This window comes from Actinosynnema sp. NPDC037264 (genome assembly GCF_055603705.1).
The window spans coordinates 25,660-44,793 of the sequence record NZ_JBVJVK010000063.1; the positions used below are offsets into that span (position 1 = coordinate 25,660).

The 19,134-nt window shown below is 72.4% G+C and carries 25 protein-coding genes; 7 read left to right on the forward strand and 18 right to left on the reverse strand.

Translation table 11 applies throughout. The annotated features are described in order from the left end of the window. Positions 1-69: 69 nt before the first annotated feature. The 5 genes from trpA to ACZ7GX_RS38340 all read right to left on the reverse strand — a co-directional run bounded on the left by trpA (position 70) and on the right by ACZ7GX_RS38340 (position 5,129). Positions 70-855, reverse strand: coding sequence for a tryptophan synthase subunit alpha (gene trpA, locus ACZ7GX_RS38320; protein WP_498784387.1), 786 nt, complete (start codon positions 853-855; stop codon positions 70-72). Beyond that, positions 852-2,075, reverse strand: a complete 1,224-nt coding sequence (trpB, locus tag ACZ7GX_RS38325; RefSeq protein ID WP_498784388.1) for a tryptophan synthase subunit beta — start codon at positions 2,073-2,075, stop codon at positions 852-854. The genes trpA and trpB overlap by 4 nt, the downstream gene beginning before the upstream one ends. Positions 2,076-2,095: 20 nt before the next feature. Next, positions 2,096-2,905, reverse strand: coding sequence for an indole-3-glycerol phosphate synthase TrpC (trpC, locus tag ACZ7GX_RS38330; protein WP_498784389.1), 810 nt, complete (start codon positions 2,903-2,905; stop codon positions 2,096-2,098). A 210-nt stretch (positions 2,906-3,115) separates the two neighbouring features. Then, positions 3,116-3,595 carry a Trp biosynthesis-associated membrane protein gene (locus tag ACZ7GX_RS38335; protein WP_498784390.1) on the reverse strand — a complete coding sequence of 160 codons (480 nt, stop codon included), beginning with the start codon at positions 3,593-3,595 and terminating at the stop codon, positions 3,116-3,118. After that, positions 3,588-5,129 carry an anthranilate synthase component I gene (locus tag ACZ7GX_RS38340; RefSeq protein WP_498784391.1) on the reverse strand — a complete coding sequence of 514 codons (1,542 nt, stop codon included), beginning with the start codon at positions 5,127-5,129 and terminating at the stop codon, positions 3,588-3,590. The genes ACZ7GX_RS38335 and ACZ7GX_RS38340 overlap by 8 nt, the downstream gene beginning before the upstream one ends. A gap of 96 nt (positions 5,130-5,225) precedes the next feature. On the opposite strand from ACZ7GX_RS38340, the gene ACZ7GX_RS38345 reads away from it, so the two are divergent. After that, positions 5,226-5,840 carry a TetR/AcrR family transcriptional regulator gene (locus ACZ7GX_RS38345; RefSeq protein ID WP_498784392.1) on the forward strand — a complete coding sequence of 205 codons (615 nt, stop codon included), beginning with the start codon at positions 5,226-5,228 and terminating at the stop codon, positions 5,838-5,840. A gap of 4 nt (positions 5,841-5,844) precedes the next feature. On the opposite strand, the gene hisI is transcribed toward ACZ7GX_RS38345, so the two are convergent. Genes hisI through hisF form a run of 3 tightly spaced genes read right to left on the reverse strand, consistent with a single transcriptional unit; the run spans position 5,845 to position 7,345 of the window. After that, on the reverse strand, positions 5,845-6,198 hold the full coding sequence (gene hisI, locus ACZ7GX_RS38350; RefSeq protein ID WP_498784393.1) for a phosphoribosyl-AMP cyclohydrolase: 354 nt from the start codon (positions 6,196-6,198) through the stop codon (positions 5,845-5,847). Next, positions 6,195-6,572, reverse strand: a complete 378-nt coding sequence (locus tag ACZ7GX_RS38355; RefSeq protein ID WP_498784394.1) for a hypothetical protein — start codon at positions 6,570-6,572, stop codon at positions 6,195-6,197. The genes hisI and ACZ7GX_RS38355 overlap by 4 nt, the downstream gene beginning before the upstream one ends. After that, positions 6,572-7,345: an imidazole glycerol phosphate synthase subunit HisF gene (gene hisF / locus ACZ7GX_RS38360; RefSeq protein ID WP_498784395.1), complete on the reverse strand. Its 774-nt coding sequence runs from the start codon at positions 7,343-7,345 to the stop codon at positions 6,572-6,574. Before hisF ends, ACZ7GX_RS38355 begins: the two co-directional genes overlap by 1 nt. Positions 7,346-7,675: 330 nt before the next feature. Between hisF and ACZ7GX_RS38365 the strand changes: the two genes are divergently transcribed. The 3 genes from ACZ7GX_RS38365 (at position 7,676) to ACZ7GX_RS38375 (ending at position 9,099) form a co-directional block, all read left to right on the forward strand. Beyond that, positions 7,676-7,879 (forward strand): cold-shock protein, encoded by a 204-nt coding sequence (locus tag ACZ7GX_RS38365; protein ID WP_033437808.1) that lies wholly within the window; start codon positions 7,676-7,678, stop codon positions 7,877-7,879. Positions 7,880-7,958: 79 nt separating this feature from the next. Further along, on the forward strand, positions 7,959-8,324 hold the full coding sequence (locus tag ACZ7GX_RS38370; protein ID WP_498784396.1) for a PPOX class F420-dependent oxidoreductase: 366 nt from the start codon (positions 7,959-7,961) through the stop codon (positions 8,322-8,324). A 49-nt stretch (positions 8,325-8,373) separates the two neighbouring features. Continuing rightward, positions 8,374-9,099, forward strand: coding sequence for a Clp protease N-terminal domain-containing protein (locus ACZ7GX_RS38375; RefSeq protein WP_498784397.1), 726 nt, complete (start codon positions 8,374-8,376; stop codon positions 9,097-9,099). On the opposite strand, the gene priA is transcribed toward ACZ7GX_RS38375, so the two are convergent. From priA to ACZ7GX_RS38400, 5 genes are read right to left on the reverse strand one after another with little or no spacing between them, the layout of a single operon-like run. Next, a complete protein-coding gene (gene priA, locus ACZ7GX_RS38380; RefSeq protein WP_498784398.1) occupies positions 9,062-9,796 on the reverse strand; it encodes a bifunctional 1-(5-phosphoribosyl)-5-((5-phosphoribosylamino)methylideneamino)imidazole-4-carboxamide isomerase/phosphoribosylanthranilate isomerase PriA in 735 nt (244 codons plus the stop codon). The genes ACZ7GX_RS38375 and priA overlap by 38 nt on opposite strands. A 9-nt stretch (positions 9,797-9,805) precedes the next feature. Then, complete coding sequence (gene hisH, locus ACZ7GX_RS38385; RefSeq protein ID WP_498784399.1) at positions 9,806-10,441, reverse strand: imidazole glycerol phosphate synthase subunit HisH; 636 nt, start codon at positions 10,439-10,441, stop codon at positions 9,806-9,808. A gap of 56 nt (positions 10,442-10,497) precedes the next feature. Continuing rightward, the gene (locus ACZ7GX_RS38390) at positions 10,498-10,968 is read right to left on the reverse strand and encodes a hypothetical protein (protein ID WP_498784401.1); all 471 of its coding nucleotides are present in this window, start codon (positions 10,966-10,968) and stop codon (positions 10,498-10,500) included. A 9-nt stretch (positions 10,969-10,977) separates the two neighbouring features. Beyond that, on the reverse strand, positions 10,978-11,868 hold the full coding sequence (locus tag ACZ7GX_RS38395) for a transketolase family protein (RefSeq protein WP_498784417.1): 891 nt from the start codon (positions 11,866-11,868) through the stop codon (positions 10,978-10,980). An 8-nt stretch (positions 11,869-11,876) separates the two neighbouring features. Then, entirely contained in the window at positions 11,877-12,569 is a 693-nt protein-coding gene (locus ACZ7GX_RS38400) for a thiamine pyrophosphate-binding protein (RefSeq protein WP_498784403.1), read from the reverse strand. A 71-nt stretch (positions 12,570-12,640) separates the two neighbouring features. Between ACZ7GX_RS38400 and soxR the strand changes: the two genes are divergently transcribed. Both soxR and ACZ7GX_RS38410 read left to right on the forward strand, forming a co-directional pair. After that, on the forward strand, positions 12,641-13,084 hold the full coding sequence (soxR, locus tag ACZ7GX_RS38405) for a redox-sensitive transcriptional activator SoxR (protein WP_498784419.1): 444 nt from the start codon (positions 12,641-12,643) through the stop codon (positions 13,082-13,084). A gap of 51 nt (positions 13,085-13,135) precedes the next feature. Then, the gene (locus ACZ7GX_RS38410; RefSeq protein WP_498784421.1) at positions 13,136-13,651 is read left to right on the forward strand and encodes an RNA 2'-phosphotransferase; all 516 of its coding nucleotides are present in this window, start codon (positions 13,136-13,138) and stop codon (positions 13,649-13,651) included. Here ACZ7GX_RS38410 and ACZ7GX_RS38415 read toward each other — a convergent pair. The 5 genes from ACZ7GX_RS38415 to hisD all read right to left on the reverse strand — a co-directional run bounded on the left by ACZ7GX_RS38415 (position 13,623) and on the right by hisD (position 17,553). Beyond that, positions 13,623-14,213 carry a TetR/AcrR family transcriptional regulator gene (locus ACZ7GX_RS38415; protein ID WP_498784405.1) on the reverse strand — a complete coding sequence of 197 codons (591 nt, stop codon included), beginning with the start codon at positions 14,211-14,213 and terminating at the stop codon, positions 13,623-13,625. The two genes, ACZ7GX_RS38410 and ACZ7GX_RS38415, sit on opposite strands and share 29 nt — an antisense overlap. Before the next feature lie 171 nt (positions 14,214-14,384). Continuing rightward, on the reverse strand, positions 14,385-14,540 hold the full coding sequence (locus ACZ7GX_RS38420) for a CG2302 family histidine operon protein (protein WP_498784407.1): 156 nt from the start codon (positions 14,538-14,540) through the stop codon (positions 14,385-14,387). After that, positions 14,541-15,140, reverse strand: coding sequence for an imidazoleglycerol-phosphate dehydratase HisB (hisB, locus tag ACZ7GX_RS38425; protein ID WP_230567160.1), 600 nt, complete (start codon positions 15,138-15,140; stop codon positions 14,541-14,543). It abuts the gene before it with no gap. Next, positions 15,137-16,240, reverse strand: a complete 1,104-nt coding sequence (locus ACZ7GX_RS38430) for a histidinol-phosphate transaminase (protein ID WP_498784409.1) — start codon at positions 16,238-16,240, stop codon at positions 15,137-15,139. The genes hisB and ACZ7GX_RS38430 overlap by 4 nt, the downstream gene beginning before the upstream one ends. Continuing rightward, on the reverse strand, positions 16,237-17,553 hold the full coding sequence (gene hisD / locus ACZ7GX_RS38435; RefSeq protein ID WP_498784411.1) for a histidinol dehydrogenase: 1,317 nt from the start codon (positions 17,551-17,553) through the stop codon (positions 16,237-16,239). Before hisD ends, ACZ7GX_RS38430 begins: the two co-directional genes overlap by 4 nt. A 153-nt stretch (positions 17,554-17,706) precedes the next feature. Between hisD and ACZ7GX_RS38440 the strand changes: the two genes are divergently transcribed. After that, positions 17,707-19,020 carry a M14 family metallopeptidase gene (locus ACZ7GX_RS38440; RefSeq protein ID WP_498784413.1) on the forward strand — a complete coding sequence of 438 codons (1,314 nt, stop codon included), beginning with the start codon at positions 17,707-17,709 and terminating at the stop codon, positions 19,018-19,020. Positions 19,021-19,134: the final 114 nt, after the last annotated feature.

Consider the following 19,134-nt stretch of genomic DNA (forward strand, 5'->3'; position numbering starts at 1 on the left):
TGCCGACGCGCACCGACAATTCCGACGCCCAAAAGACGCCGAATGGACTAGCTCACTCGAACGTGCGTGCTAGACGGCCGCCGCCGCCTGGCGCACCCCACCGGCCAAGTCCTCGGTCAACGCCGCCACGGTGTCGTCCTGCACGGCCGACACGAACGCCGAGCCCACGATGACCCCGTCCGCGAACGCCGCCAGCTCCGCCGCCTGAGCGCCGTTGCGCACGCCCAACCCGACCCCGATCGGCATGTCCGTGTGCTCACGCACCCGCTTGACCAGCGCCGGAGCCGCCGACGACACCACGTCGCGCGCACCCGTCACGCCCATCACGGACGTCGCGTACAAGAACCCGCGCGACGACCGCGCCGTCAGCGAGATCCGCTCCTCCGTGGACGACGGCGCGACCAGGAAGATCCGGTCCAGGTCGTGGGCGTCCGTCGCCTCGATCCACGAAGCGCCCTCGTCCGGCACGAGGTCGGGCGTGATGACGCCGAGCCCGCCGGCCGACGCCAGGTCGCGGGCGAACCGGTCCACCCCGTAGGCCAGCACCGGGTTCCAGTACGTCATCACGACCGCACGCCCACCGGCCGCCGCCACCGACTCGACCACGCCGAACAGGTCACGCACCCGGAACCCGCCGCGCAACGCCTGCTCGGCCGCGCGCTGGATGGTGACGCCGTCCATCACAGGATCGGAGAACGGCAGACCGACCTCCACCAGGTCGCACCCGGACGACACCATCGTCCGCAGCACGTCCTTCGAGCCCTCGAGCGTGGGGTACCCGGCGGGCAGGTACCCGATCAGGGCCGCCCGCGACTCCGCCCGACAAGCCGAGAAAACCGGATCAAGCCTGCTCACGACTCCACCCCCAGCCCGAACCACTTGATCGCGGTGTCCATGTCCTTGTCGCCGCGCCCGGACAGGTTGACCAGGATCAGCCCGTCCGGCCCCAGCTCGCGGCCGAGCACCAGCGCGCCGGCCAGGGCGTGCGCCGACTCGACCGCCGGGATGATGCCCTCCTCCCGCGACAGCAGCGCGAACGCCTCCATCGCCTGGGCGTCGGTCACCGGCCGGTACTCGGCCCGCCCGCTGTCCTTCAGGAACGCGTGCTCGGGGCCGACGCCGGGGTAGTCCAGACCGGCCGAGATGGAGTGCGCCTCGGCGATCTGCCCGTCTTCGTCCTGCAGCACGTACGACATGGCCCCGTGCAGCGACCCGGGCGTGCCCGCGGTCAACGTCGCGCCGTGCCGGGCGGTCTCGATGCCGTCGCCGCCGGGCTCCAGGCCGACCAGCCGCACGGACGGGTCGTCGATGAAGCCGTGGAAGATGCCGATGGCGTTGGACCCGCCGCCGACGCACGCGGCCACCACGTCGGGCAGCCGGCCCGCCTTGTCCAGGATCTGCTCGCGCGCCTCGATGCCGATGATCCGGTGGAAGTCGCGCACGAGCACCGGGAACGGGTGCGGCCCGGCGGCCGTGCCGAGCAGGTAGTGCGTGTCGTCGACGTTGGCGACCCAGTCGCGCAGCGCCTCGTTGATGGCGTCCTTCAACGTGCGCGAGCCGGTCTTCACCGGGACGACCTTCGCGCCGAGCAGCCGCATCCGGGCCACGTTGAGCGCCTGCCGCTCGGTGTCGACCTCGCCCATGTAGACGACGCAGTCCAGGCCCATCAGGGCGCAGGCGGTGGCCGTGGCCACGCCGTGCTGGCCGGCGCCGGTCTCGGCGATGACCCGCTTCTTGCCCATCCGCTTGGTCAGCAGCGCCTGGCCCAGCACGTTGTTGATCTTGTGCGAGCCGGTGTGGTTGAGGTCCTCGCGCTTGAGGAAGATCCGCGCGCCGCCCGCGTGGGCGGCGAACTTCGGCGCCTCCGTGAGCAGCGACGGCCGTCCGGCGAAGTCGCGCAGCAGGCGCGCGAACTCGTCGAGGAACTCGGGGTCGACCCGCGCCTTCTCGTAGAAGGCGGCGAGCTCGTCCACCGCGGCGATGAGCGCTTCCGGCATGAACCGGCCGCCCCACGGCCCGAAGTGGCCCCGCTCATCCGGGTCGTGGGGTGTCGGAGCCAACTGGCCGCGCGCCATGCGCTCTCCTCCTACGGGTCTTACCGGCTCGGCCGGGGACAGGCGGGGTGCGACCCCGCCGTCACCAGCTTGTTCACCGCGACCTTGGGGTCGCCGCTCGTCACCAGGCTCTCGCCGACCAGCACCGCGTCGGCGCCCGCGCCCGCGTACGCCATCAGGTCGCCCGGTCCGGTGACGCCGGACTCGGCGATCTTGATGGTGTCGAAGGGCAGGCCGGGCGCGATCCGCCCGAACACGTCCTTGTCCACTTCCAGGGTGTGCAGGTTGCGCGCGTTCACGCCGATGACGCTCGCACCCGCCTCCAGCGCGCGGTCGGCCTCCTCGGCCGTGTGCACCTCGACCAGGGCCGTCATGCCGAGCGACTCCACCCGGTCGAGCAGCGACACCAGCGCGTTCTGCTCCAGCGCCGCCACGATCAGCAGCACCAGGTCCGCGCCGTGCAGGCGCGCCTCGTGCACCTGGTACGGGCTGACGATGAAGTCCTTGCGCAACAGGGGGACGCCCACCGCCGCGCGCACCGCGTCGAAGTCCGCCAGCGACCCGCCGAACCGGCGGCCCTCGGTCAGCACGCTGATCGCCCGCGCGCCGCCGAGCTCGTACTGCGCGGCGAGTTCCGCGGGCTCCGGGATGTCGGCCAGCTGCCCCTTGGACGGGCTGCGCCGCTTGACCTCGGCGATCACGCCGACGCCCGGTCCGCGCAGGATCGACATCACGTCCTGCGGCGGCGGCACCTTCGTCGCCTTCTCCCTGAGCACGTCGAAGGGCAGTGCCGCCTCGCGCTCGGCGAGGTCCTCGCGGACGCCTTCGATGATCGACTCGAGCACGGTCATCCGCGCACCTCGCTCGACTCCGTCAGACCTTCCGGTTCAGTCGCAAGCTCCCGCACGTCATGCTCCCCTTCCCGCCACGAGGATGCTAACCCCGCAGCGAACCCCGTCCGGCCACCGGGGTAGGCCCGTTCGCGCAGTTGACCAGGGCCCTTGCGAGCCGACGTGCGCAAACGTGCGGAGCCGGCGCGTCAGCCGGCCGTCAGCACGAGGTCAGTCCCGGTCCGTGGGATCGTCGCCGCGCTCCAGCGCGTTCCACAGCTCCCGCTCGGGGTCGGTGGTCCGCTTGGCCGCGCCGGGCGTCTGGTAGCCGCCGCCCAGGCGGGGCATGGCCGAACCGCGCACGACGAGCAGCACGCCCGCCGCGACCGCGAGCGCCGCGCCGAGCAGCACGAGACCGCGACCGGTCACCGGCCCCTCGGCGTCCACTCCTTGGAACGCCGCCGCCGCGCCCGCCAGCAGCACCACGACGCCGAGCACCCGCCGCACCCAGCCGCTCAACGCCACCACGGCGGCGATCGCGGCCAGGCACAGCAGCGCCAACGGGGTCAGCGCGGGCAGGACGTCGCCGCCCCTTCGGTCCGCCGAAGCGTCCCAGGACAGGGCGGAGGCGCCCCACAACGCCACCGCGGCGAGCAGCAGGAGCGCCACCACGATCCACAGTGGACGCCGGGCCGCGGACCGCTCAGACACGGGCCGGGTCCACCGCCGGGGCCATGGTCTGCGCGGTCGCGATCGCCGAGAGCACGGCGCCTGCCTTGTTCAGGCACTCGTTGTCCTCGGCGACCGGGTCCGAGTCGGCCACGATGCCGCCGCCCGCCTGCACGTACGCCACGCCGTCGCGCACCAGGGCGGTGCGGATGGCGATGGCGGTGTCCGCGTCGCCGGCGAAGTCCAGGTAGCCGACGACACCGCCGTACAGGCCGCGGCGGGTGGGTTCCAGCTCCTCGATCAGCTCCATCGCGCGCGGCTTGGGCGCGCCGGACAGGGTGCCCGCCGGGAAGCACGCCGCGACCGCGTCGAACGCCGTCCGGCCCTCCGCGAGCTCGCCGGTCACCGTGGACACGATGTGCATGACGTGGCTGTACCGCTCGACCTTGAAGAAGTCGACCACGGTCACCGAGCCGGGCTTGCACACCCGGCCCAGGTCGTTGCGGCCCAGGTCGACCAGCATCAGGTGCTCGGCGCGTTCCTTGTGGTCGGCCAGCAGGTCCTTCTCCAGCAGGGCGTCTTCCTCGTCGTCGACGCCCCTCCACCGGGTGCCCGCGATCGGGTGAGTGGTGGCCTTGCCGTCGCGCACCGTCACCAACGACTCCGGGCTGCACCCGACGATGTCGAAGTCGTCCAGCCGCAGCAGGTACATGTACGGGCTCGGGTTGGACGTGCGCAGCACGCGGTAGATGTCGAGCGGGTCGGCGGTGGTGCGCATCTCGAACCGCTGCGACAGCACGACCTGGAACGCCTCACCGGCCCGGATGGCCTCCTTGGCCTTCTCCACGACCGCGTAGTGCTCCTGCTGGGAGCGGCGGCGCACGAACTCCGGCTTGGGCCGGGCGAACACCGCGGCGGTGGGCGGCGCGGGGCTCTGCAGGTCCTGGGTCATCGCGTCGAGCCTGGCCACCGCGTCGTCGTAGGCCGCGTCGACGCGTTCCGGCGAGTCGTCCCAGTTGATGGCGTTGGCGATGAGCGTGACGGTGCCCTCGTGGTGGTCCAGCGCGGCCAGGTCGGTGGCCAGCAGCATCACCAGCTCCGGCACCTTCAGGTCGTCCTCGGCCAGCGACGGCAGCCGCTCCAGCCGCCGCACGGCGTCGTAGCCGATGTAGCCGACCATCCCGCCGGTCAGCGGCGGCAGGCCGGGCAGCGGGTCGGTGCGCAGCACCTCGATGGTCTCGCGCAGCGCCACCAGCGGGTCGCCGCCCTCGGGCAGGCCGACGGGGTGCGGCCCGAGCCAGAACGCCTCGCCGCCGGTCGCGGTCAACGCCCCCGCGCTGCGCGCGCCGACGAACGACCAGCGCGACCAGGAGCGGCCGTTCTCGGCCGACTCGAACAGGAACGTGCCCGGTCGGTCCGCCGCGAGCTTGCGGTACAGCCCGACGGGCGTCTCCGCGTCCGCCAGCAGCCGCCGCACCACCGGGATGACCCGCCGCTGGGCGGCGAGCTCGCGGAACTCCTCGCGCGTCGGGCTGACCTCGCCCAGACCCGCACCTGCACCGATGACGCTCACCATGGGCGACATTGTGCCGGTTGCGCCTATACGGATGTTCGGCCGGGCCCTATTTCAACGCACGTTGAAAAACGGTGGGGCTTACCGCATGATGATGGCGTGAACACCGGCTCGAACCAAACCGAACCCAAGCGCCGCGGTCGACGGGCGGGCGGCGAGGACACCAAGGCCGCGCTGCTGGCCGCCGCGCGCGAGATCTTCGTCGAACGCGGCTACGAGGGCGCCACCGTCCGGTCCATCGCGGCGCGGGCCGGTGTGGACGCGGCCATGGTCAACCACTGGTTCGGCGGCAAGGAAGCCCTGTTCGCCAAGGCCGTGCTCCAGGTGCCGGTCGACATCCACGCGCTGGTCGACCGCATCCTCGACGGCCCGGACGAGGAGATCGGCGAGCGGATCGTGCGCAACTTCCTCGGCATCTGGGACCCCATCGGCGGCGGCCAGTTCGCCGCGATGGTGCGCAGCGTGACGTCGCACGACCAGGTGGCCGACGTGCTGCGCGCCTTCTTCGTGGGCACCCTGCTCAAGCGGGTCGTCGCGCACCTCGACGTGCCGGACGGCGAGCTGCGCGCGACGCTGGTGGCCAGCCAGATCTTCGGCATGGGCATGGTGCGGTACGTGCTCAGGTTCGAGCCGATCGCCTCGGCGGACGTGGAGACGATGGTCAAGGCCATCGCGCCCAACCTCCAGCGCTACCTGACCGGGGACATCGGCTGAGCGGTCAGCCCTCGGGGCCGAGCAGCACGGTGGCGTCGAAGCACGTCGCGTCACCGGTGTGGCAGGCGGCGCCGACCTGGTCCACGACCAGCAGCACCGTGTCGCCGTCGCAGTCCAGCCGCACCTCGTGCACGTGCTGCGCGTGCCCGGACGTCTCGCCCTTCACCCACAGCTGCTGCCGGCTGCGCGAGTAGTACGTGGCGCGGCGGGTGGTGAGCGTGCGGTGCAGGGCCTCGTCGTCCATCCACGCCACCATCAGCACCTCCCCGGTGCCGCGCCGCTGCGCCACGGCGCACACCAGGCCGTCGGCGGTGCGCTTGAGCCGTGAGGCGATGGACGGGTCGAGCGCGCTGGTCAACGCTGTCCTCCGAAGAAGTGGATCCGGGCGGGCTTGGTGTTGAGCATGACCACGCCGAAGACGTGGGCCGCGGACAGCAGGCCGGAGAGCACGCGGAGCCACACCGGCCCCTGGTTGAGCACCGCGAGCAGGTGGATCAGCGCGACCAGGCCGAAGACGAGCGCCGCCGTCAGCCGGGCCGGGCGCAGGCCCGCCACCAGGCCGCCGACCGCGAGCAGCTCCAGCACGGCGACGATCACCGGGAACCTGACCCAGCTCGAGTCGTTCTCGACCTGCCACTGGACCAGGCCCATGAGCACGAACGCCAGGCCGCCGGCCGCGCCGATCAGGGTCGCGAGGAACACCTCGACGGGCGCGTTGCGCGGGTTCGGCATCAGCGCACCACCACGCCCGCGTCGCGCAGGCTCTGCTTCACGTCGCCGATGCGCAGCGTGCCGAAGTGGAACACGCTGGCCGCGAGCACCGCGTCCGCGCCCTCGGCCACGGCCGGCGGGAAGTGTTCCACCGCGCCCGCGCCGCCGCTGGCGATCAACGGCACGTCGACCACCGCGCGGGTGAGCCGGATCAGCTCCAGGTCGAACCCGGCCTTGGTGCCGTCGGCGTCCATCGAGTTCAGCAGGATCTCGCCGACGCCCAGCTCCTGGCCCCGCGCGGCCCACTCGACCGCGTCGATGCCGGTGCCCTTGCGGCCGCCGTGCGTGGTGACCTCGAACCCGGACGGGGTCGGCGGCTCGCCCTCGGGCACGCGCCGCGCGTCCACCGACAGCACGATGCACTGGGCGCCGAACCGGCGGGAGAGCTCGCCGAGCAGCTCGGGCCGGGCGATCGCGGCCGTGTTCACGCTCACCTTGTCCGCGCCCGCCCGCAGCAGCTTGTCCACGTCGTCCGCGGCGCGCACGCCGCCGCCCACCGTGAGCGGGATGAACACCTGCTCCGCCGTGCGGCGGACCACGTCGAAGGTGGTCTCGCGGTCGCTGGAGGACGCCGTCACGTCGAGGAACGTCAGCTCGTCCGCGCCCTCCGCGTCGTAGGCCCGCGCCAGCTCGACCGGGTCGCCCGCGTCGACGAGGTTGGTGAAGTTCACACCCTTCACGACCCTGCCCCGGTCGACGTCCAGGCAGGGGATCACGCGCACCGCGACTGACATGGCCAAAAGCCTACGTGGACGCCCTGAGCGGCCGACTTCCGGTGCCGGAGCGCTCGACTCGGGTGTTCCGGACGCAGGACACGCGCGACCCGGACGCGGGACACGCGGGTCCCAAACGTGGGACGCACGACACCTGAACGTGGGATTCACGGCCGCTGGTGGGCGACGCGGCGGGAAAAGTGTGGTTCACTTGTGGAGGTCGCAAGTTTTGTGTTCGTGTCATCCACGCTCGCGAAACATTGTTTGAGCGTGTGATTCCTCAGGGTCAGCGTTTGGACCGGCCCCAGCGGGTGCGTTCGCCCCGTTGGTAGCTGTATGAGGAGTACAAAGATGGCGCAGGGCACCGTGAAGTGGTTCAACTCGGAGAAGGGCTTCGGCTTCATCTCCCCCGAGGATGGCGGCGCGGACGTGTTCGTGCACTACTCGGAGATCCAGAGCGGCGGCTACCGCAGCCTGGAAGAGAACCAGCGGGTGAGCTTCGATGTCGGCCAGGGCGCCAAGGGCCCCCAGGCGACGAACGTGACGGTCATCTGACCTGGCGTTGCTCGTGAAGAGCCCCGTTCCCCTCGTGGGAGCGGGGCTCTTCCGCATTTCGCGGCTAACGTTGCCGGTCATGGACCTCGCTGCCGGCAAGTACCTCTTGTTGACCACCTTCCGCAAGGACGGCACCGCCGTGCCGACACCCGTCTGGGCGGCCGGCGCCGACGGCGCGCTGTACGTGTGGTCCGCCGCCGACGCGGGCAAGGTCAAGCGCATCCGCCGCAGCGGCGACGTGCGCGTCGGACCGTGCGACTTCCGGGGTCAGCCGACCGGCGAGCAGGTCCCGGCCACCGCGCGGCTGCTCGACGGCCCCGGCAGCGACCGCGTGCGGTCCCTCATCGCGAAGAAGTACGGCGTGATGGGCAGGCTCACCCTGCTCGGCAGCCGGATCCGCCGCGGCCGCGACGGCACGATCGGCATCGAGATCACGCCCGCGTAGCGTCAACCCGGAGTTGACCCGTCGCGCTGCGTCAACCTACAGTTGACGGGTGGTAGCTCCCCCGGTCCAGCTCACGGACCTGATCGTCACCGTCGCGTCGGAGCACACCGACGTGCTGGGCAGACTGGCCGCCGCCGTGGAGCTGAGCGGCCAGCTCGACGAGCTGGGCGATCACCTCATCGGGCACTTCGTGGACGAGGCGCGGCGCGCGGGCGCGAGCTGGGCCGAGATCGGCGAGAGCCTCGGCGTCACCAAGCAGGCCGCGCAGAAGCGGTTCGTGCCCAAGGAGTCGCCGGACCTGAAGCCGAGCTTCGACCGCTACACCGACCGGGCCCGGCGGGTCGTGGTGCTGGCCCGCCACCACGCCCGGTTCAGCGAGCGCATCGGCACCGAGCACATCCTGCTCGGCCTGCTCGACGAGTCCGGCGGCCTGGCCGCCAAGACCATCGCCAAGCTGGAGGCCTCGGAGGGCACCACGCGGATGGCGGTGCTCCACGAGCTGGACGGCGCGGTCCGGCAGCGGCCCGAGCCGCAGCCGTTCACCACGCACTGCAAGAAGGCGCTGGAGCTGGCCGTGCGGGCGTCGCTGCGCCAGGGCCACGCGTTCGTCGGCACCGAGCACCTGCTGCTCGGCCTGCTCGCCGAGAAGGAAGGCGCCGCGGCCAAGGCCCTCGAACGCACGGGCGTCACCGAGGAAGCCGCGGAGGCCTACATCGTCCGCGAGATCGACGAGGCGATCAACCGCGCACGGCGGCCAGCGCCTCCGGGAGCGTGAACGCGCCCGCGTAGAGCGCCTTGCCCACGATCGCGCCCTCGACGCCGTCGCGCGACAGCGCCGCCAGCGCGACCAGGTCGTCCACACTGGACACACCGCCCGAGGCGATGACCGGCGCGTCGGTGCGCGCGCACACCTCGCGCAGCAGGTCCACGTTCGGGCCCTGGAGCGTGCCGTCCTTGCCGACGTCGGTGACCACGTAGCGGGCGCAGCCGTCGCGGTCCAGCCGCTCCAGCACCTCCCACAGGTCGCCGCCGTCCTTCGTCCAGCCGCGGGCGGCCACCCGGTGGCCCTGCTCGGTGATCCGCACGTCGAGGCCGACCGCGATCTTCTCGCCGTGCTCGGCGACGACCTTCGCGCACCACACCGGGTCCTCCAGCGCGGCCGTGCCCAGGTTCACCCGCGCGCAGCCGGTCGCGAGCGCGGCGGCCAGCGACGCGTCGTCACGGATGCCGCCGGACAGCTCGACCTGGACGTCCAGCTCGCCGACCACGCGGGCCAGCAGCTCGCGGTTGCTGCCGCGGCCGAACGCGGCGTCGAGGTCGACCAGGTGCACCCACTCGGCGCCGTCGCGCTGCCAGGCGAGCGCGGCGTCCAGCGGGTCGCCGTAGTTGGTCTCGGTGCCGGCCTCGCCCTGCACGAGCCGAACGGCCAGGCCATCGGCCACGTCAACAGCCGGGAGCAGCGTGAAAGTCACGCGTTCAGCCTAGTTGAAGCTCTTGAGCCAGTTCTCCAGCAGGTGCGCGCCCGCGTCGCCGGACTTCTCCGGGTGGAACTGGGTCGCCCACAGCGGACCGTTCTCCACCGCCGCGACGAACTCGTCGCCGCCGTGCTCGGCCCACGTCACCAGCGGCGCGCGGAGCGGCCCGGACTCGGGCAGCTCCCACTTGCGCACGCCGTAGGAGTGCACGAAGTAGTACCGGGTGTCCTGGTCGAGGCCGGCGAACAGCTCGGTGTCCTCGGGGGTGCGGACGGTGTTCCAGCCCATGTGGGGCACGACCGGGGCCTCCAGCCGCTCCACCGTGCCCGGCCACTCGCCGCAGCCCTCGGTGAGCACGCCGTGCTCGATGCCCCGTTCGAACAGGATCTGCATGCCGACGCAGATGCCGAGCACGGGACGCCCACCGGCGAGCCGCTGCCCGATGAGCCGGCCGCCCTTGATCGCGTCCAGCCCGGCCATGCACGCGGCGAACGCGCCGACGCCGGGCACCACCAGGCCGTCCGCGTCGAGCGCGGCCCGGTGGTCGGACGACACCTCCACGTCGGCGCCGACGCGCTGGAGGGCGCGCTCGGCGGAGCGGATGTTGCCGAATCCGTAGTCCAGCACAACGACCTTGGGCACCCATCCAGCGTAGTCGCCACGCCGCGCACCGGGAGCGTGCGGTCCGCCACGACCCGTCAGGCCAACCCGCCCTGCGTCACCGGGACCACCGGCAGGACCGTGTTGATCGGCAGGCCGGCGCGGTCCGGCAGCGCGGTCACCCACGTGTCGGCGCGGCCCTCGTCCACCAGCGCGCGCACCTCGGCGACGTCGGCGGGCAGGTCTGCGGGCCGCGGTCGGGCGTCGAGCCGCCACCAGCGCAGCAGGCCGACCAGGCGGCGGGCCGAGCCCGTGGAGCCTGCCTGCTCGCCGTCGGTCCACACCTCGGCGCTGGGAGACCAGCGCAGCAGCAGCGCCGCCGCGCCGGTCTCCCTGACCTGCTCGGCCAGCCGGAACGCCGCCGGGAACCCGATCTGCCTGCGCGGCAGCAGCACCGTCCCGGACGCCACCGGGACCAGTGCCGCGGGCCCCGCGGCGGCGCGGTGCAGGTTCAGCTGCAGCTCCGCGGTCGGCGCGGGTGTCCAGATCAGGGTTCTCGGCGCGCTCACAGGCAGAGATCATGCCGCAGCGGCCGGGTGCCCGAACATCCGACGCACGGCCGCGGCGACGCCGAGCACGTCGAGGTCGTGCGCCGAATCGTGGTCCTCGGCCGTGCCGTAGGCGCGCAGCTCGGAGTCGCGCCGCACGCCGAGCGACCGCAGCCGGTGCGGCACGTCCGCCAGCGCCTCGGCCGCCAGGTGCGCCGACGTGCCCTCCAGGTACGGCTCGACCAGCAGCACGTCCGCGCGGTCGGCCCGGCGCACCGCCGCCTGCAGCCCGGCCGCGTCGAACGGCCGCACGGTGGTCGCGTAGAGCACCGTCACGTCCGCGTCCCGGGTGGCCGCCAGCACGGTGTCGAGCATCGGCCCGACCGTCACCACCACGCCCTGCCCGCCGCGCCGGACCTCGGTGAACCCCTCGACCACCGGGTGCGGCGCGCTGTTCTCGCGCAGGGAGAGCCGGATGTAGACCCGGTCGTCGCGCGCCAGCGCGTCCCGCACGATCGGACCCACCTCGTCCGGGTGGCCGGGCACGCGCACCGTCCAGCCGGGCAGGGTGCCGAACAGCGCCACGTCACCGGGCGCCTGGTGCGTGCGGCCCCACACCGGGTCGTCGTAGGAGCCGCCGATGCTGACCAGCACGCCACCCAGGTCCTGGTGGCCGAAGTCCAGCTTGATCTGCTCGAACGGCCGCTCGACCAGGAACGGCGCGTAGGTGTGCACGACCGGCCGCAGCCCGCTCAGCGCCAGCCCCGCGCCCACGCCGACCATGGCCTGCTCGCGGATGCCGACGTTGATCACCCGCTCGTGCGGCGCGAACGCGTCCCGCGAGATCTCCGCCAGCACGACCGCGACCCGCGGGTCGTGCCGCATCACGTCCTCGACGGTGTCCACGAACACCTGGCGCATCGACGTCGTCACCGCTCCCCCTTGCCGATCTCCGCCACCACGACCAGCGGACGGCCGGGGTGCTCCTGCGTGAACGCCCCGTGCAGCGCCTCGTGGTCCCGTCCATCCACAGTGGATGTCTGCCACCCCTCGACCTCGAACCGCTTCGCCACCCCGCCGGGCCAGCCGTGCGTGCCGGAGGCGTTGTCCACCACGACGGTGACGAGCCGGTCCAGGCCGAGCCGGCCGGCCAGCGCGATCGCCTCGTGGTTGCTGCCCTCGTCCAGCTCCGCGTCCCCGACCAGCACGAACGTCCGCGCGGCCCGGCCCTGGGCGCGCAGCCCGAGCGCGGTGCCGACGGCGATCGGCAGGCCGTGCCCGAGCGAGCCGCTGCTGATCTCGACACCGTTGACCAGCACGCGGTCCGGGTGCTGACCCAACGGCGAGTCCCACGCGGTCCAATCGTCCAGAGTGGACGGATCGAGGTAGCCCTTCGCGGCCAGCACGGCGTAGTACGCCATCGGACCGTGCCCCTTGGAGAGCAGGAACCGGTCGCGGTCCGGGTCGTCCACCCGGTCCGGCGCGACGTCCAGCACCCGGTCGTAGAGCACCCACAGCACGTCCAGCGTGGACGCCGCCGCCCACTCGTGCTTCTCGTCCCCTGTCATCCGCCGGAACAACGCGGGGATCTCCGCGAAGCCCGGCTTGTCCTTGACTGCCATGAACCCACGAAACAACTTCGACTTAGGTCGAGGTCAAGACCTAGGATGGGCACGTGAGCAAGTTGCCGGAGATGTTGACCATCGGCCAAGTGGCCGAACGCAGCGGGGTGCCGCACACCGCGCTGAGGTTCTACGAGGAAAGAGGGTTGATCACCTCCGAGCGCACGGCGGGCAACCAGCGCCGGTACCCGCGCCACGTGCTGAGGCGGCTGGCGTTCATCCGCACCGCGCAGCGGGTCGGACTGTCGCTGGAGGACGTGCACGACGCGTTGGCGACCCTGCCGGAGAACCGCACGCCGACCAAGACCGACTGGAGCAGGCTGTCGGCGAGCTGGCAGGTGGAGCTGGACGCCCGGATCGACGCGTTGCGGCGGCTGCGCGACCGGCTGACGTCGTGCATCGGGTGCGGGTGCCTGTCGCTGCGCAGCTGCTCCCTGCACAACCTCGACGACGAGCAGGCCGCCGACGGGCCCGGCGCGCCCAAGCTCAAGCCCGCCCTCGAAGGTGGCACCTGAAATCCGGTTGTGCCGCGTGCTGCACTGGAGGTCGTGCAAGAGAAGAAGCAGATGGTCCGCTTGTCGAAGCGGATGGCGAAGGTGCTGCGCCACGACCCGGGACGGGTCGGGTTGACGCTCGACGCGGCCGGGTGGGTCGACCTCGACGACCTCGTGCGCGCCCTGGGCGTGAGCCGGGCGCAGGTGCTGGAGGTGGTGGCGGACAACGACAAGCAGCGGTTCGCGATCGAGGACGGGCGCATCCGGGCCAGCCAGGGCCACACCGTGGAGGTGTCATTGGACCTGCCGGTGACCGAGCCGCCCGCCGAGCTGTACCACGGGACCGTCGGCAGGTTCCTGCCCGACATCTTCCGCGAGGGGCTGCGGCCGATGGCGCGGCACGACGTGCACCTGTCCGCGAGCGTGGAGACGGCCGTCCGGGTCGGGTCGCGCCGGGGCAAGCCGGTGGTGCTGGTGGTCGACGCCGCGGCCATGGCCGCCGACGGCCACGAGTTCCGGGTCAGCGCCAACGGCGTGTGGCTGGCGGCCGCCGTGCCGCCTAACTACCTGCGAGAACACGTCTCGTGAGCCAGTCGAGGCCCGCGACCACCTCGTCCGGGCCGAGGCCGCGCACCTGTCTTTGGTACTGGTAGACCTCGGGGGCCAACGGCGCCATCAAGGCGTCCACCACGGCCGCCGGCGCGCCGTCCACCAGCGAGGCGACGTGCCGCCGCCAGAAGCCGTAGGCGCCCGCCCGGAACCGCGCACCGCCCGTCTCCGCGCCGAGCACCAGGTGCAGGTGCCGTTCGAGCAGGCCGACCATGGCCCGGTAGAACGCGGCCAGCCGTTCGTCGGGGGACGCGCCCGGTCCCAGCGGCGGCGGACCGGTGAGGATGCGGTCCTGGATGTCGGACTCGTGCTCGTCCAGCAGCGCCTGCGCGATCGAGGTCGTGTCCGGGTAGCGCCGGTAGAGCGTCGCCCGGCCCACGCCCGCGGCCCGCGCGATGTCCTCCATCGTCACGCCGACCGCCCCGCCCGCGGCGGCGAACACGCCTTCCGCGGCGGCGAGCACCCTGGCCCTGTTGCGGGCCGCGTCGGCCCGCTCCCGAGGGCGACCGGCGGTGGTGGCGGCCTCGGCCGGTGACGACATGTGACCAACCATACGCAGACAGCCAAACCGCCGGCGTCCGCCGCCCCGAACGTTCGACCCGGCTGTTCCGAACGCAGGACACGCCGGACCTGAAGGTTCGACACGCGGGACCTGAGCATTCGACACGCGCGGGTGTCGAACGCTCAGGTCGGCCGGGTTCCGCGTTCGGGGCTACAGGAGCCAGGCGACGGCGGCGCCCACGGCGACGACGGTCAGGACCAGCAGGACGATCGCCAGGCCGCGGGCCGTCTTCCAGGTGCTGTAGACACCGCCGCCCAGGAAACCGGCCAGCGCGATCAGGCCGATGACCACGTATTCCTTCGGCATCTACAGGACGCCCTTGGTCGACGGCACGCCGCCCACCCGCGGATCCGGCTCGACGGCCGCGCGCAGCGCCCGCGCGATCGCCTTGAACTGCGCCTCGGCGATGTGGTGCGGGTCGCGCCCGTACTCCACCCGCACGTGCAGCGCGATCCCCGCGTGGAACGCCAGCGAGTCGAACACGTGCCGGTTCAGCACGAACGGGTAGTTGCCGCCGATCGTGAAGGTGTTGAACTGCTCCGGCTCGCCCACGTGCACGCAGTACGGCCGCCCGGACACGTCCACCGCCGCGTGCGCCAGCGTCTCGTCCATCGGGATCCACGCGTCGCCGAACCGGCGGATGCCCGCCTTGTCGCCCAACGCCTCCCGCAACGCCTGCCCGAGCACGATCGCCACGTCCTCCACGGTGTGGTGCGCGTCGATCTCCACGTCACCGGTCGCCCGGACGACCAGGTCCAACGACCCGTGCACGCCCAGCGCGGTGAGCATGTGGTCGTAGAACGGCACCCCGGTGCCGATCTCGACCTGCCCGGTGCCGTCGAGGTCCACCTCGACGTACACCGACGATTCCCTGGTGGTCCGCTCCACCTTGCCGACCCGGCTCACCGGTCAACCTCCTTGCTCGCCGCGAGGAACGCGTCGTTCTCCTCCGGAGTGCCGACCGTCACCCGCAGATGTCCGGCGATGCCGACGTCCCTGATCAGCACACCGCGTTCCAAGTACGACCGCCACGTGGCGTGCGCGTCGTCGAACCACCCGAACAGCACGAAGTTCGCGTCGCTCGGCACCACCGAGAACCCGAGACCGGCCAGCGAGTCCACCACCCGGTCGCGCTCGGCCGCCAGCTTCGCCACCGAGCCGAGCGTCTCCGACGCGTGCCGCAACGACGCCCGCGCCGCCGCCTGCGTCAGCGCCGACAGGTGGTACGGCAGCCGCACGAGCTGCAACGCGTCCACCACGGCGGGCGCGGCGGCGAGGTAGCCCAGCCGGCCGCCGGCGAACGCGAACGCCTTGCTCATGGTCCGGCTGACGATCAGCTTCGCCGGGTAGTCGTCCAGCAGCACGACCGCGCTCTGCCGCGACGAGAACTCCGCGTACGCCTCGTCCACCACGACCATGCCGGGCGACGCCTCGATCAGCACGCGCAGGTCGTCCACCGGCAGGCTCTGCCCCGTCGGGTTGTTCGGGCTGGTCACGAACACCACGTCCGGAGCGCGCTCGGCGACGATCTCGGCCGCGCGCTCCACGTCCAGCGAGAAGTCGGCGCGGCGGGGCGTCGGCGCCCACTCCGTGCGGGTGCCCGCGGCGATGATCGGGTGCATCGAGTACGACGGCTCGAAGCCCAGCGCCGAGCGGCCCGGCCCGCCGAACGCCTGCAGGATCTGCTGGAGCACCTCGTTCGACCCGTTCGCCGCCCACAGGTTCGCCGAGGTCAGCGGCACGCCCGTGGACGAGGCGAGGTAGGCGGCCAGGTCCTCGCGCAACGCCACCGCGTCCCGGTCCGGGTAGCGGTGCAGCTCGCCCGCGATGGCCGCCACCTCGCGCACCACGTCCTGCACCAGGGCGGGCGTGGGCGGGTACGGGTTCTCGTTCGTGTTCAGCCGGACGGGCACGTCCAGCTGAGGCGCGCCGTACGGCGTACGCCCGCGCAGGTCCTCCCGCAGGGGCAGGTCGACCAGCTCGACCCGGGATCCGATGGGCCTCATCCGCGGAACCTCGCCGTCACGGCTTGGCCGTGCGCGGGCAGGTCCTCGGCGTTCGCCAGCGCCACGACGTGCGACGACACCTCGCGCAACGCGTCCTCGCTGTAGTCGACGACGTGGATGCCGCGCAGGAACGTCTGCACCGACAGCCCCGACGAGTGCCGCGCGCACCCGGCGGTGGGCAGCACGTGGTTGGAGCCCGCGCAGTAGTCGCCCAGCGACACCGGCGAGTGCGCGCCCACGAAGATCGCGCCGGCCGCGCGCACGCGGGCGGCGACCTCCCGCGCGTCGGCCGTCTGGATCTCCAGGTGCTCGGCGGCGTAGGTGTCCGCCACCCGCAGCCCCTCGTCCAGGCTCGACACCAGCACGGTGCCGGACTGCCTGCCGGCCAGCGCCGTCCGCACGCGCTCGCGGTGCTTGGTCGCGTCGACCTGCCGCGCCAGCTCGGCGTCCACCGCGTCCGCCAGCTCCGTCGAGGTCGTCACCAGCACGCTCGCGGCCAGCGTGTCGTGCTCGGCCTGGCTGATCAGGTCGGCGGCCACGTGCACCGGGTCGGCCGTGTCGTCGGCCAGGATCAGGATCTCGGTCGGCCCGGCCTCGGCGTCGATGCCGATCAGGCCGCGCAGCAGCCGCTTGGCGGCGGTCAGGTAGATGTTGCCGGGCCCGGTCACCAGGTCCGCCGGCTCCAGGAGCCGGCCGTCGGTGTCCGTGCCGCCGTACGCCAGCAGCGCGACGGCGAGCGCGCCGCCCACGGCCCACACCTCCGTGACGCCGAGCAGCGCGGCGGCGGCCATGATCGTCGGGTGCGGCAGGCCGCCGAACTCCGCCTGCGGCGGCGAGCACACCACCAGCGACTCGACGCCCGCGATCTGCGCCGGCACCACGTTCATGACCACGGTGGACGGGTAGACGGCCAGGCCGCCGGGCGCGTACAGGCCGACCCGGGACACCGGCACCCAGCGCTCGGTGACCGTGCCGCCGGGCACGACCTGGGTGGTCGTGTCGACCCGGCGCTGGTCGGCGTGCACCTTGCGGGTGCGCGCGATGGACTCCTCCAGCGCCGCGCGCACGGCCGGGTCCAGCTCGGACAGCGCGCGCTCCAGCTCGGCGGCGGGCACGCGGATCGACGCCGGGCGCACCTTGTCGAACTTCTCGCCGTGCTCCAGCACGGCCTCCACGCCCCGTTCGCGCACGTCGTCCACGAGCGGCCGGACGTGATGCAGCACCGCGTCCACGTCGACCTCGGCGCGCGGCAGCGCGGCGCGCAGTTCGGCGGGTGACGGGACACGACCTCGCAGGTCGATGCGGTTGAGCATGCCCACAAGGGTAAGGCGTCGCCAATTCCGTCAACTGTCAGCCTGGCCACGAGTGGTGAACCCGACAAACGGCGGCTACCTCGATCCGTGATCAGGGGGCCACGCTGCGTATCGCACATCTCCGTCGCAAACCCTGCTGATGATGGAGGCTTGATGTTCACCAAGCGGCGCGGCCTTGTGGCCGCCGCACTGGTCGCGAGCGTGACCCTGGTGCTCCCCGCGCACCCCGGGTCCGCTCAGACGGCGACCGCGCAACCGACCGAGCGGACCGTGTTCGAGGTCACCGCCACCACCCCCGAGGCGCGCACGAAGGTCGCCCGGACCGGCGTCGACGTGCTCGGCCAGAACGGCGACACGCTCACCGTGATCGCCGAACCCCGCCAGCAGTGGTTGCTGCGGGCCACCGGGCTGCCGATGCGCGACACCGGTGACGCCGACGCCCAGCTCGCGGGCCTGGGCAAGGCGGACTTCGCCGACCCCCAGCTCGGCGCGCAGGACTTCCCGTCCGGCTACACCGGCTACCACAACTACGCGGAGATGGTCGCCGAGCTGAACCAGACCGTCCGCGACCACCCGAACCTCGTCACGCTGCGCAGCATCGGCAAGTCGTACCAGAACCGCGACCTGTGGATGATCAAGATCAGCGACAACCCGTCGGTCGACGAGTCCGAGCCCGAGGTGCTGTTCACCTGCAACCAGCACGCGCGGGAGCACCTGACCGTGGAGATGTGCCTGCACATCATCAAGCGGTACACGGACAACTACGCGTCCAACGCGGCCGTCAAGGGCGCGGTCGACAGCCGCGAGATCTGGGTCATCCCCAGCGTCAACCCGGACGGCGCCGAGTACGACATCGCGACCGGCTCGTTCCGGGCGTGGCGCAAGAACCGGCAGCCGAACTCCACCGCGACCGGCACCGACCCGAACCGCAACTGGGGCCACCAGTGGGGCTGCTGCGGCGGCTCCAGCGGCAGCGGTTCGAGCGACACCTACCGCGGCCCGTCGGCGTTCTCCGCGCCGGAGACCGCCCGGGTCCGCGACTTCGTCGGCACGCGCGTGGTCGGCGGTGTGCAGCAGATCAAGTCGCACATCGACTGGCACACGTTCTCGGAGCTGATCCTGTGGCCGTACGGCTACACCTACAACGACACCGCCGCGGGCCTGGACGCCACCCAGGCCAACGTGTTCCAGACCATGGGCAGGCGGATGGCCGCGCTGAACGGCTACACGCCGCAGCAGGCCAGCGACCTCTACATCACCGACGGCAGCGTCGACGACTGGATGTGGGCCGCCCACGGCATCTGGAGCTACACGTTCGAGATGTACCCCAGGTCCGCGAGCGGCACCAGCGGCTTCTACCCGCGCGACACGCTGATCGCGGCGCAGACCTCGCGCAACGACACCGCGGTGCAGCTGTTCCTGGACTACTCCGACTGCGTCCCGCGCATCACCGGGCGCACCTGCTGACGGCCTCCACGGCCTGATCGACCGGCGGGGGGGGGGGGGGGGGGGGGGGGGGGGGGGGGGGGGGGAGCGGGGGGGGGGGGGGGGTGGGGGGGGGGGGGGGGGCGTGGGCAGAGT